Origin of the sequence: Streptomyces klenkii, from assembly GCF_003626645.1 — a bacterium.
In the GTDB taxonomy this organism is placed as follows: domain Bacteria; phylum Actinomycetota; class Actinomycetes; order Streptomycetales; family Streptomycetaceae; genus Streptomyces; species Streptomyces klenkii.
The window spans coordinates 365,255-377,671 of record NZ_RBAM01000004.1 but is presented as its reverse complement, the minus strand read 5'-3'; the positions used below and the strand labels follow the sequence as shown (position 1 = coordinate 377,671).

Here is a 12,417-nt window from a genome sequence, read left to right as displayed (position 1 = left end):
GGACGGGCTCGGTCAGCCCGCCGCGCCCGGCTCGGGCTCGGACTCCCGCTCCCCCGCCGGCCGGGTGATCCGCCCCGCGGCCGTCCGTACGGACTCGCGCAGCCCGGCCAGGTCGTCCTCCGTCCCGCCCACGAGCAGCCGGCGGAACTGGGGCACGGCCGTGGCCCACCCGGCCAGCGCGCTGAGCATGAAGAGCAGGTGCCGCGGCGGCAGGGCCGCGTCGACCCGCCCCTTCTCCTGCGCGGCGGCGAAGGCCTCGGCCTTGGCGTCGTAGCGGGCGCGCCGGGCCGCCTCGTGCGGAATCTCCCCGTTCCCGTACTCCAGGCCCTCCCACAGCAGCAGCCGCACCAGCTCGGGGTTGGCGCGGTGGTACGCCATGAGGCGGTCGACGTAGCAGTCGGGGTCGTCCGCGTCGACGGGCACGGCGGAGGCGAGCTCCAGCAGCGCGTGTTCGAGAACCTGGGCGAACAGCTCGGCCTTGTCGCCGAAGTACGCGTAGATGAGCTGCTTGTTCGCCTTCGCCTCGCGGGCGATGCGGTCGACGCGCGCACCGGCGATGCCGTGGGCGGCGAACTCGGCGGTCGCCGCGGCGAAGATGCGCGCCTTGGTGGCCTCGGGATCCCTCACTGCTGCCATGCACCCAGCGTAACCAACTATTTGGTTGACAGCACGTTCTGTTTCACGTGAAACTTATAACCAACCAGTTGGTTATAGCCACACGCCACGCCACGCCACGCCAGACCCAGCACGGCCCAGGGGGACCCACCGCTCATGTCCACGCCCGCACCCATAGACGCTCCCGTAAGCACAGACACCCCCGCACCAGCGCCCACACCAGCACCGGCCCCCGTGGCCGCACCCGCCCGCACCAGCAACGCCGTCCTCCTCGCCGTCATCTCCCTCTGCACGGCCGTCACCGCCGCGAACATCTACCTCGCGGCCCCGCTCCTCGGCCTCATCGCCCGCGACTTCGGCGTCTCCCCCTCCGGGGCGGGCTGGATCGCCTCCGTCGCCCAGCTCGGTTACGCCATCGGCCTGCTGGTCTTCGCCCCGCTCGGCGACACCGCCGACCGGCGCCGGCTCGTGGCCGTGCTGTCCGCCGTGGCCGGCGCGGCCCTCGTCGCGGCGACGGTCGCGCCCGGCCTGCCCGCGCTGGCCGCGGCCGTCCTGGTGGCCTGCGCCGCGACGGTCGTCCCGCAGCTGCTCGTGCCGCTCGTCGCCGAGCGGGCGCCCGCCGAGCGGCGCGGCCGGCACGTGGCCGCGGTCGTGGCCGGGCTGTTCACCGGCATCGTCGCGGCCCGCGTCCTCGGCTCGCTCGCCGGTCAGGCGTACGGCTGGCGCGCCGTCTTCCTCGGCTCCGCCGCGCTGACCGTCGCCATCGGCCTGCTGACCGCGCTGATCCTGCCGGCCGAGACCCGCCCGCGCCGCGCCTCCCGGCCGCTGAAGGCCATCGCCGCGCTGCCGGGCCTGCTGCGCGGGTCCGCCGAACTGCGGGCCGCGTGCCTGCGCCAGGGCGGCCTGTTCGGCGCCTGGAGCTCCCTCTGGACGACGCTCGTCCTGCTGCTCACCGCGGACGAACCGTTCCACCTGTCCACCGCGTCCGCGGGCCTCTTCGGCCTGTTCGGCCTCGTCTCGACGGCCGTCGCCCCGGTGTCGGGCTCGCTCATCGACCGCTTCGGCGCGTCCCGGGTCGTCACCACGGCGTACGTCCTCGCGGCCGTCTCGCTGCCGCTGTTCTGGCTGGGCGGGCACCAGCTGTGGGCGCTGTGCGCGGGTGCGGTGTTCATCCACGCGGGCCTGATGGCAGGCCAGGTCGCCAACCAGACCCGCGCGCTGGCCTCGACCGGCACGCCCGCGGCGGCCAACACGGCCTACGTCGTCGCGGCGTTCATCGGCGGCGCGAGCGCGTCGGCGCTCGCGGGCCCCGCGTACGCCCACTGGGGCTGGAACGGCGTGTGCGCCATCGCGGCCGCCGCGATCGCCATCGGCTGGGCGGGCAGCGCGGCGGTGGCGCGCAAGAACCGCTGAGGAGCCGTCGAAGAGCCGTTGAAGAGCAACTGAAGAACTGACTCACCGGGCGGTCTCCTCACACAGGAGACCGCCCGTATTCAGGAAACCGCCCGCTCCCCTACGCCAGGACGGTGACCTCCAGCTCCCCGTCCGCGTACTGCTTGCGCAGCACCTTCTTGTCGAACTTGCCCACCGACGTCTTCGGCACGGTCACGACCACCGCCCACCGCTCGGGCAGCTGCCAGCGGGCCACCCGCTCGCCGAGGAAGGCCCGCAGGGCGGCGTAGTCCGCGTCCTTGCCGTCCTTGAGGACGACCGTGGCGAGGGGGCGCTCGCCCCACTTCTCGTCGGGGACGGCCACGACGGCCGCCTCGGCGACGTCCGGGTGGGCCATCAGGTGGTTCTCCAGCTCGACGGAGGAGATCCACTCGCCACCGGACTTGATCACGTCCTTGGCGCGGTCGGTGAGGGTGAGGAAGCCGTCGGCGGTGATCGTGCCGACGTCGCCCGTGCGCAGCCAGCCGTCCGGGCTGAACTTGTCCTCGGGCCGGACCGGTTCGCCGGCCGCGCCGCCGTAGTACGCGCCCGCGATCCACGGCCCGCGCACCTCCAGTTCACCGGCCGACGTGCCGTCCCAGGGCAGGATCTCCCCGCCGGGACCGGCGAGCCGGGCCTCCACGGAGGAGGGCAGCCGGCCCTGGGTGACGCGGTAGGGCCACTCCTCCTCCTCGCTCAGACCGGCCGGCGGGTAGGCGACGGAGCCCAGCGGCGAGGTCTCCGTCATGCCCCAGGCCTGCACGATCCGCACGCCGTGGCGCTCGTGGAAGCCCCGCATCATCGCGGGCGGCGCGGCCGAGCCGCCGCTGATGACCGTGCGCAGCGAGGACAGGTCCCGCGGCCGGGCGTCGAGCTCGGCGAGCAGGCCGGCCCAGATGGTGGGGACGCCGGCGGAGACCGTGGGCCGCTCGGTGGCGATCATGTCGGCGAGCGGGGCGGGCTGGAGGAAGCGGTCGGGCATCAGCAGGGACGTGCCGGCCATGAAGGCGGCGTGCGGCAGGCCCCAGGCGTTCACGTGGAACATCGGCACGACGGGGAGACAGGTGTCGGCGGGCGTCAGGCCGAACGCCGAGGCCGCGTTGACCTCCATCGCGTGGAGGTACACCGAACGGTGGCTGTAGAGCACGCCCTTGGGCTCGCCGGTGGTGCCGGAGGTGTAGCAGAGGGCGGCGGCCTGCCGCTCGTCGAGCTGCGGCCAGTCGAAGCCGGAGACGGGGCGGCCCGCGATCAGCTCCTCGTACTCGTGCACGCGGGGCCGGCAGCCCTCCAGCGCGGAGCGGTCGCCGGGGCCCGAGACGATCACGTGCTCGACGGTGGGGAGGTGCGGCAGGAGCGGCGCGAGCAGCGGCAGCAGCGAGCCGTTGACGAGGACCACGCGGTCCGCGGCGTGGTTGACGATGAAGACGAGCTGCTCGACGGGCAGCCGCAGGTTCAGCGTGTGCAGGACGGCGCCCATGGAGGGGATCGCGAGATACGCCTCCAGGTGGTCGCTGTTGTTCCACATGAGGGTCGCGATCCGCTGGTCGCCGGTCACCCCCAGCTCGTCGCGCAGCGCGTGGGCCAGCTGGACGGACCGCTCCGCGACCTCCCGGAAACTGCGCCGCAGTGGCTCGCCGTCCCCGGTCCACGTGGTCACCGTGGCGCCGCCGTGCACGAGCGCGCCATGGGCGAGGATTCGCGTGACTGTGAGCGGTACGTCCTGCATCGTGCTCTGCACCGGGGTCCTCCCGTAAGACCTGGTACGGCGGGTGTCGTCCGCTGATTGTGCTGGGGTATCTCGCGGTAAGTCACTACCCCGGGACACCCGGACAGCATGATCGGGACAGCCCGCAGCAGGCCCCGGCACGGATCCGGCACGGATCCGGGAGACGGGTGAGCACAGAACTCACTACCGAGCAATTAGTCGTATTTCCTGCTCGTACGTCCCCCAGCGTCAACAACGGGAACTTTTAAAGCATGCCCACGAACGAGTGAATTCCTCGATGAGCTGATGAGTGGAAAACCTACTGACGCAGGCCCGGAAAACGGCCCGTGAGCCCCTGCGGAAACCCCGTCAACGACGCCGGGAGCGGCCTCGGTACGGCGGGGGGCCACCGCTGTTTCGGTCATAGCCTGAACGCCCCGCGGCCTCTTCAAAAACTCGCGGGGAATCCGGACCCCTCACACAGGAGATTGACATGACCACGAACGATGGCCCCCCTGCTGGGGGGCCGGGTGCCACCGTCGCGCACACCCGGGAGCCGAGGCGCCTGCCCAGCGGTGAGGGCCTCGACAAGGCGGTGACGAAGCTCGCCGCCACCGTCATCTTCGTCGCGCTGATCCACGGATCCAGGATGGAACCCCGTGCGGCGGGCCTGCTGACCCTGGAGATCGTCGCCGGCATTTGCCTGATCCACTCCGCCGGCTCCGCCATGCGGAACGGCGGAACGAAGGTCAAGCAATTGCTGAGCGCAATCACCAGCTAGCCGCCCTCCCTATTGATCATATCGTCGTCGCCTCCGTTCGATCCGGGCATCCGGTCCGGCTCGAACGGGGGCGCATCCGTGCGCAAATATGAAGTCGCAATTATGGAGTATCCCGCCGGGTGAACGACATGGTGGCAGTAAAAGCAGCGGCGCGCGAGCGAGTAACCACCCGTTCGAGGGAAGCGGGCCGGACTTCGCCACCCTTCGCTACCCCGCGCCATGCTGCGCCATGCCCTTGGCCCGTACTCAGCCGCCCCCTTCGCTACCCCCGCGCCATGCCCTTGGCCCGTACTCAGCCGCGCCGGATGCTTTGTGCGATATAGCGCTTTATGGGAAATTACGCCGCGCAGGCCAGCTCCGGGTCCTCGCGCAGCTTCCCGAGCGCCCGGGAGACCGCGCTCTTGACCGTGCCGACGGAGACGCCGAGCAGCTCGGCCGTCTGCACCTCGGTGAGGTCCTCGTAATACCTGAGGACGACCATGGCCCGCTGCCGCGCCGGCAGCCGCAGCACGGCCCGCCACATCGCGTCGCGCAGCGCCTGCTGCTCGGCCGGGTCCACCGAGGGGGCCGCGTCGGGCTCGGGCAGCTCGTCGCAGGGGAACTCCTCGACCTTGCGCTTGCGCCACTGCGAGGTGCGGGTGTTCACCAGGGCGCGGCGCACGTAGCCGTCCAGGGCCCGGTGGTCCTCGATCCGCTCCCAGGCCAGGTAGGTCTTGGTGAGCGCGGTTTGCAGCAGGTCCTCCGCGTCGCACGGGTTCGAGGTCAGGGAGCGCGCGGTGCGCTGCAACACCGGACCACGTGCCCGTACGTAGGAGGAGAACGACGGGTACACGGCGGTGGATGCGCTGGTGCACACAGGCGTCGTGGTTGCTGTCATGCCTCAACGCTAGGAGCGCACCTGTCCGGGCGGATCGCCCGCAAGTGCCGAAGCGCGATCCCCCTCAGGTCGTACTGCTGGGGCTACCCCCACCTCCCGGAGGGGGAGAGGCATCGGGGACGGGTCGGGGGGAGGAGGAGCGGCCCGGCCCCGTCCCCCCGATCCTCTCAGCCGGTGATCGCGACCGGTCCCTTATTCGATGATCGCGACCGGCGCGTCCACCAGGTTGCGGTCGACGGTCAGCTTCCGTCCGCCGTGGGACTCGGTGATGTTCCCCTTGTACTGGTGGATGCGGCGGTGCGGCTGCCACGCGCCGTGCCCGATCGACGGCTCGCCGTCCGTCGTGGGCTCCACCCGCCAGCGGGCGAACCACAGCACGTCGGGCAGCGACGTCGCACCCGCGCGGCGGGCCCGGTCCATGTGCCGCACCCCGGACTCGGCGCTGCTGTAGAAGCCCGGCAGGTAGCCGGCGCTGCGCACGGCCGTCGCCCAGCCGCGGATGAAGGACAGCGTCGTACGGGCGCAGTCGTCGTCCTTGTCGTTGTACGCCTCCATGTCGAGGTAGAGCGGGCTGTGGATGTCGATGCCGAGGCCGGAGGCCTTGGACACGGCCTCCTCGCCCTCGCTCTGGCCCTGGTCGAAGGGGTAGGAGCCGATCGGGTAGCCCTTCTTGTTCGACGCGCGCACGCAGGGCGACTGGGAGCCCACGTAGATCGGCAGGATGCGCCAGCCGAGGTCGTCGGCGCCCTCCAGCCAGCGCTCGCTCAGATACGTCTGGCGCGGGCAGGCGCGGGCGCGGCCGGCGAAGTAGACACCGACGGCGCGGTAGTCCGACGACTTCCACGCGCTCAGCGTGGTCAGCGCGGGGGCCTGGCAGGTGTCGATGCCCCAGCCCTTGAAGACGGACGCCCCCTCGCTCCGCGGGTCTCCCCGGTCGCCGGCGCCCGCGGGCTCGGCGAAGATCAACTGGGTGACCACCGCCATAAGGGCGAGGAGATATCCGATGATCTTCCTTCGTCGGTCCATAACCGGAGTCAAAGGCGCTGGAGCCCGGCGCCGTTCCGTGACACGCCCTCCGTTCATCCGTCTGCTCCGAGAAGCAGCCCGGACGTGGGAACTCCGGTCCCGGCGGTGACAAGCGCCCGGGCGGCGCCCGGCACCTGGTTCACGGCGGTGCCGCGCACCTGCCGCACCGCCTCCGCGATGCCGTTCATGCCGTGGAGGTACGCCTCCCCCAGCTGGCCCCCGTGCGTGTTCAGCGGCAGGACGTCCGACTCCACGAACGCGCCCCCTTCGCCGGGCCCGCAGAAGCCGAACTCCTCCAGCTGCATCAACACGTACGGCGTGAAGTGGTCGTAGAGGACCGCCACATCGACGTCCGCGGGGCCCAGGCCGCTGCTGCCCCACAACTGCCGTGCGACGACGCCCATCTCGGGGAGACCGTCGATGCCGTCCCGGTAGTAACTGGTCATCTGCTCCTGCGCGCGGCCGGCGCCCTGCGCCGCCGCGATGATCACCGCGGGCGGGCGGGCGAGCGTGCGGGCCCGCTCGACGGACGTGACGACCAGGGCCTGCCCGCCGTCCGTCTCCTGGCAGCAGTCGAGCAGCCGCAGCGGCTCGGCGATCCACCGGGAGGCGGCGTGGTCGGCGAGGGTGATCGGGCGGCCGTGGAAGTACGCGGCCGGGTTCGTCGCGGCGTGGCGGCGGTCGGTGACGGCGACGTGCCCGAAGACCCCGGGCTCCAGGCCGTACGTGTGCAGGTAGCGGCGGGCGGCCATGGCGACCCAGGACGCCGGCGTGAGCAGCCCGTACGGGAGTCCCCAGCCGAGCGCCGCGCCCTCCGCCGAGGGTTCGCGCGATTGCACCCCGGCGCCGAAGCGGCGGCCGGAGCGCTCGTTGAAGGCCCGGTAGCAGACCACCACCTCGGCGAGGCCGGCCGCGACGGCGAGGGCGGCCTGCTGGACGGTGGCGCAGGCCGCGCCGCCGCCGTAGTGGACGCGGGAGAAGAAGGTCAGCTCGCCGATGCCGGCCGCCTGGGCGACGGTGATCTCGGGGCTGGTGTCCATGGTGAAGGTGACCATGCCGTCGACGTCGCGGGGGCCGAGCCCGGCGTCGTCGAGGGCCGCGCGGACGGCCTCGGCGGCCAGGGCGAGCTCGCTGCGGCCGGAGTCCTTGGTGAAGGCGGTGGCGCCGATGCCGGCGACGGCCGCGGTGCCGGCGATCACGGGGCGGTCCGGGAGGCGGGAGGAGCGGGAGGAGCGGGTGAGGCGACCGCGACCGTAGCCGTGACGTGGCGGCCGAGGCGGTTCGTACCGGCGACGGAGATCTCGATGACGCATTCGTTCTCGATGGCGCGCTCGTCCACGGAAAGGATCCTTCCGGTCAGCACCAGAACGTCGCCTGGATAGCTGGGCACTCCGAGCCGGATGGAAACCCTGCGGAGGATGGCGTTCCTGCCGAGCCGACCGTTCACATAGTCAGTGACGTAACGGCCGACCAGACCATTGGTGGTGAGGATGTTCATGAAGATGTCAGGAGTGCCTTTTGCGCGGGCGGCCTCGGCGTCGTGGTGCACGTCCTGGTAGTCACGGGAGGCGATGGCGCCCGCGATGATGAGCGTACGGGTGATGGGGACGGTGAGGGACGGGAGTTCTTCGCCGGGCTTCATTCGGCTGCCCCTTCCGGCCCGGCCGACTGGGCGCGGAACACCGGGAGTTCCCACTCGCCGTCCACTCGTATGAATTCCAGCTCGACGGACATTCCGATGCGCACGCCGTCGTACGGAACGCCGGTGATGTTGCTGATCATCCGTACGCCTTCGGCGAGTTCGACGAGCGCGACGGCGTACGGCGGGTCGAAGGCCGGGAAGGGCGGGTGATGCATGACGACGTACGAGTGGACGGTGCCGGAGCCGCAGGCCTCGACGGTCCCCCACGCGGGCGAGCCGCAGCGGCCGCAGCCCGGCAGCCATGGGAAGCGGAGGGTGCCGCAGGCCGTGCAGCGCTGGATGAGCAGCTTGTGCGCGGCGACGCCTTCCCAGAAGGGGGCGTTGTCGCGGTTGATTACGGGGCGGGGGCGGGTGGGGTGCGTGGGGCGGTCGGGCTCCGGGGGCTGCACGGGGGCCGGGGGCTGCACGGGGGCTTGGGGCTGCACGGGAGCAGGTGCGTATTTGAGGATGCGGAAGCGGTGGGTGCCGACGAGCTCGCCGGCGGCCCGCACGCGCATCATCGTGGTGATGAAGTAGCCGGCCCCGAGCTTGGTGGTCTTGCGGGGCGAGACGGTCTCGATGACCGTGTCGAAGGTGAGCCGGTCGCCGGGGCGGAGCGGGCGCACGTACTCCTGTTCGCAGTCGGTCGCGACGACCGCGGCGTACCCGGCGCCGTCGAGCAGGGCGAAGAGCTCGTCGTAGGCCGGGGTGCGGGCGGAGGAGGCGCCGGAGAGCCCGGGCATCGTCCAGGCCTGGAGCATGGTGGGCGGGGCGATCGCGTCGTCGCCGGTGTAGGCGGGGCCGGCGTCACCCATGACCTCGCACCAGTGCCTGATCATGGGGAGGTTGACGGGGTCGGGAGCGGGCGCGGAGACGGCGGCGGGCCGGCCCTCGAAGGCCTTGAGCAGGTGGTGGACGTCGAGCAGGCGGTGGACGTCGCTGGGCGGACGCACGGGGACCCCCTCTCTCTATGAATCTGACTATCCGTCAGATTCAGGAGAGCGGTCAAGGACCGCACGCCGCCGGATACGGCTGCGCGGCGGCACCGGAGTGCCGCCGCGCACCATCACCAGACCCTCTGTCCCAGTCACCTGGTCACATAGGCCACCCCCGGCCGTGCCACCCCCGGATCCGGCCCCGGCCGCCCCGGCCTACCAGCGGTCGTCGGTGAAGATGATCGTGACGTTGTCCTGACGGATGGCCGTGTGGCCCGGGCCGTTGACACTCGCCGTGTTGGCCGCGTTGTGCGCGCCGTTGCCGGTCGCCTGCTGCTGCGTCGTGGTGGAGTTCCCGTGGTTGCTTCCCCCGACGCCGCTCCCGACGACGGCCGCCGCAGCGGCGTTCGACCCGCGGTTGGCCACCTGGTTGCCATTGCCGTCGTCGGAGGCGTGGGCGACGCCTGAGAGGAGAACGGCGGCTACGGGGACGGCGGCGGCGGTGGTGAGGACGCGAGCAGTGCGGGTGCTTGCCATTTCAATTCCTCCGGAACGCTGAGCGGAACTACTGCCCAATAGAGATAACTACTCGGCAGAGCCGGGGAGTTGGCCGACCACCCGGCGCGGTTTCGACGTCGCACCTCAAGATTGCCCGCCGAATCCCCGGCGAACCACCCGTCGCTCGCCATTCCCTCGCAAGCATGACCACTCCGGAATAAACCCCGTCACTTCGCCGGACCGCCGACCCGTGGCCCCCAGAGAGCCCTTGAAGACCAAGGGCCACAAGGGCAGAACCGTTCCGGCGAAATTTCGGCCAATTCCGTAAACGTGGCCGAGAACGGGGCGGCAGGAGCGGGCATAAACGTTCAGGCGCGGCGGGACCGGGGCCCTGCGGCACAGGCTGAAGCGGGGGCGGGAACGGATGAAGCCTCGTCCACGGACGGCGCAGTCCCGGCTCCTGGGGCCGCTCCGACGCCCGGGGTCGCCCCCACACGCTGAGCCGTCCCCACGCCCGGAGCCGTCCCTACGCCCGGCGCAGTCCCCACCACCACGGTCGCATCCAGCTCATCGCACTCGACGACCTGCGCGCTCAGCCCGGCCGCCAGGAACGTGCCGACCGTGCGCGCCGCCTGGCGCTCGCTCGTCTCGACCAGCAGGTGCCCGCCGGGCGCGAGCCAGTCCGCTGCCGCCGCGGCGACCCTGCGCTGCACGTCGAGCCCGTCCGACCCGCCGTCCAGGGCCACCCGCGCCTCGTGGTCGCGGGCCTCGCCGGGCAGAAGGGCAATCGCTTCGGTGGGCACGTAGGGCGCATTGGCCACGAGTATGTCTATGCGCCCCTGGAGTTCCCGGGGCAGCGGCTCGTAGAGGTCCCCTTCGTACACGGCGCCGTCCGCGCCGATGTTCCGCCGGGCGCAGCGCACCGCGGCGGGGTCGATGTCGGCCGCGTGCAACTCGGCGTCGCCGAGCACCGCGGCCAGTGCGGCGCCCACCGCCCCGGAGCCGCAGCACAGGTCGACGACGACGGCGCGGGGGGAGGGGAGGGCGAGGGCGAGCGCTGCCGCCTGTCCGACGAGGAATTCCGTACGCCGCCGCGGTACGAAGACACCCGCGTCGACGGCTATGCGCAGTCCGCAGAACTCGGCCCAGCCGACGACGTGTTCGAGCGGGAGTCCGGCGGCGCGCCGCGCGACCATGTCCCCGGCCTCGCCGGCCGTACGCGCCGCGGAGAGGATGAGCCGGGCCTCGTCCTCGGCGAAGACGCAGCCGGCGGCCCGGAGCGCGGAAACGACGCGGGGAAAGAGGGAGGAAGAAGAAGGGAAAAGCGAGGGGAGCGAAAGCGAATCAACCATGAGAGAGCCTTCCGGATCACCGAAGGGCGCTCTCGCGGGTCGGCTACAGGAAAGAGGCGACCGTACAACCGTAGGATGAGAGCACCCGGACTGCCACTGCGGTAATGGGTCTCACCTCCTGGGACGGTTTTCTGCCAGCTGGCCGGGAGCAACAGTACATGATCACCGCCCGGTTGAGCAGGTCCACGACAAAACGGAACGGACGTCAATACCGGTGCCGTTTTCGGACGTACTGCCGGTAGCCCTTGCGTTCGAGGGGCGCGCGCGTGGTGGGATATGGCGATGCGACCCCCCATACGCATACCCTCCCGCCCCCACAACCCGTACGAAGAACTGGCAGAGCTGGCCGACCCGGACCCCCACGCCGAGCCGCTCCCGCTCATTCCCCTCCGCCTCACGTACCCGGAAGCGGAATCTGATGCGGAATCGGACGACGACGCCTGGTCGCCGCCGAACCACCGCCGCGGCAAGCGCGGCCACCGCCGTCGCCGCAGCCCGTTCGCGGCCGTGCCCCGCACGCTGAAGCTGCTGGTCGCACTGGCCCTCTGCGGCGGAATCCTGGTCCTGGCGGACCGCTGCGCTCAAATGTACGCGGAGAAGAAGGCACAGCAGAAGCTCCAGCAGGAGCTCCACCTGGCGGCCGCTCCCCAGGTGGACATCCACGGCTTCCCGTTCCTCACCCAGGTCCTGGAGAAGCGGCTGCAACGCGTGGACGTCACCGTTCCGCACGTGGCCGCCGACCGCGTGTCCCTCGCGGAGGTCCGGGCGAGCGCGCACGACATCCGGCTCACCGGCAGCCTCCCGAACGCCATCCGCGGAGCCGTCGTGGAGAACCTCGACGGCGAGGTCCGGCTCTCCTTCGACGACATGAACCGGGAACTCGCCGCCTCCCAGGTCCGCTTCAGCCGTCACGACGACCACGCGGTCGACGCCGACGGAAAACTGACGATCGCGGGCCAGGAAGTGCGCCTACGGGCCCAGGCCCGCCTCCAGCTCTCGGGGGACCGGAGTCTGTCGACGAACATCGACGACATGAGCCTGGACCTGCCCGGCATCGCCACCTACCGCCCCGGCAAGGGCAAGGGCCTCACCCTCCACCACGAGACCGCCGAACGCATCAGCCGCGACGCGGCCCGCGCAAAGGCCCTGCTCTCGGTGCCGGCCCTGGCGGAGCGGCTGGGCGTCTCCCCCGCCGACGTCGCGGCGGCGCTGCGGAGCGAGGAGAAACTGCACCAGCTGACGGGCGCACCCCGCTTCGTGGAGAAGCTCACCCGCCTCAACCTGATCGACGCCGTCGTCGACCACCCCTGGCTCCTGGAAAAGCTCGGCATCGACCCCCACCTGATCACCGCCCTCACCCACGTCCGCCCCCCGGAACTCACGGACCGCCTCTCCTTCTCGTTCGCCCTCCCCAAGCAGGCGCGCGACCTGCAACTGCGGGACGTGAGGGTGGAGAAGGACGGAATCCGCGCGATCCTGTCGGCCGGGGAGCTACCGGTGGGAAAGACGGGCTGAC

At 71.4% G+C, this 12,417-nt stretch carries 11 protein-coding genes and 1 pseudogene; 3 read left to right on the top strand and 9 right to left on the bottom strand.

Annotation, left to right across the window (positions count from 1 at the left end; genetic code table 11):
* Positions 1 to 12: 12 nt before the first annotated feature.
* Positions 13 to 636: a TetR/AcrR family transcriptional regulator gene (locus tag D7231_RS11795; protein ID WP_120755164.1), complete on the bottom strand. Its 624-nt coding sequence runs from the start codon at positions 634 to 636 to the stop codon at positions 13 to 15.
* A 135-nt stretch (positions 637 to 771) separates the two neighbouring features.
* On the opposite strand from D7231_RS11795, the gene D7231_RS11790 reads away from it, so the two are divergent.
* On the top strand, positions 772 to 2,028 hold the full coding sequence (locus tag D7231_RS11790; RefSeq protein WP_120755162.1) for an MFS transporter: 1,257 nt from the start codon (positions 772 to 774) through the stop codon (positions 2,026 to 2,028).
* Between the two features lie 100 nt (positions 2,029 to 2,128).
* On the opposite strand, the gene D7231_RS11785 is transcribed toward D7231_RS11790, so the two are convergent.
* The gene (locus tag D7231_RS11785) at positions 2,129 to 3,784 is read right to left on the bottom strand and encodes a long-chain fatty acid--CoA ligase (RefSeq protein WP_120755160.1); all 1,656 of its coding nucleotides are present in this window, start codon (positions 3,782 to 3,784) and stop codon (positions 2,129 to 2,131) included.
* Between the two features lie 460 nt (positions 3,785 to 4,244).
* Between D7231_RS11785 and D7231_RS11780 the strand changes: the two genes are divergently transcribed.
* Positions 4,245 to 4,532, top strand: coding sequence for a hypothetical protein (locus D7231_RS11780; protein WP_120755158.1), 288 nt, complete (start codon positions 4,245 to 4,247; stop codon positions 4,530 to 4,532).
* Between the two features lie 337 nt (positions 4,533 to 4,869).
* Here D7231_RS11780 and D7231_RS11775 read toward each other — a convergent pair whose 3' ends face one another.
* From D7231_RS11775 to D7231_RS11745, 7 genes and pseudogenes are all read right to left on the bottom strand, one after another.
* Entirely contained in the window at positions 4,870 to 5,409 is a 540-nt protein-coding gene (locus D7231_RS11775) for a SigE family RNA polymerase sigma factor (RefSeq protein ID WP_120755156.1), read from the bottom strand.
* A 192-nt stretch (positions 5,410 to 5,601) separates the two neighbouring features.
* Positions 5,602 to 6,435, bottom strand: a complete 834-nt coding sequence (locus D7231_RS11770; protein ID WP_120755154.1) for a DUF1906 domain-containing protein — start codon at positions 6,433 to 6,435, stop codon at positions 5,602 to 5,604.
* 53 nt (positions 6,436 to 6,488) lie between these two features.
* Positions 6,489 to 7,634 (bottom strand): lipid-transfer protein, encoded by a 1,146-nt coding sequence (locus D7231_RS11765; RefSeq protein WP_241999658.1) that lies wholly within the window; start codon positions 7,632 to 7,634, stop codon positions 6,489 to 6,491.
* The gene (locus tag D7231_RS11760) at positions 7,631 to 8,077 is read right to left on the bottom strand and encodes a hotdog family protein (RefSeq protein ID WP_120755150.1); all 447 of its coding nucleotides are present in this window, start codon (positions 8,075 to 8,077) and stop codon (positions 7,631 to 7,633) included. Before D7231_RS11760 ends, D7231_RS11765 begins: the two co-directional genes overlap by 4 nt.
* The gene (locus D7231_RS11755) at positions 8,074 to 9,069 is read right to left on the bottom strand and encodes a bifunctional MaoC family dehydratase N-terminal/OB-fold nucleic acid binding domain-containing protein (RefSeq protein ID WP_241999657.1); all 996 of its coding nucleotides are present in this window, start codon (positions 9,067 to 9,069) and stop codon (positions 8,074 to 8,076) included. The genes D7231_RS11760 and D7231_RS11755 overlap by 4 nt, the downstream gene beginning before the upstream one ends.
* A gap of 198 nt (positions 9,070 to 9,267) precedes the next feature.
* Entirely contained in the window at positions 9,268 to 9,588 is a 321-nt protein-coding gene (locus tag D7231_RS11750) for a hypothetical protein (protein ID WP_120755148.1), read from the bottom strand.
* A 494-nt stretch (positions 9,589 to 10,082) separates the two neighbouring features.
* Positions 10,083 to 10,901: pseudogene (locus D7231_RS11745) on the bottom strand (putative protein N(5)-glutamine methyltransferase); the annotation flags it as partial.
* Positions 10,902 to 11,183: 282 nt separating this feature from the next.
* On the opposite strand from D7231_RS11745, the gene D7231_RS11740 reads away from it, so the two are divergent.
* The gene (locus D7231_RS11740; RefSeq protein WP_241999656.1) at positions 11,184 to 12,416 is read left to right on the top strand and encodes an LmeA family phospholipid-binding protein; all 1,233 of its coding nucleotides are present in this window, start codon (positions 11,184 to 11,186) and stop codon (positions 12,414 to 12,416) included.
* Position 12,417: the final 1 nt, after the last annotated feature.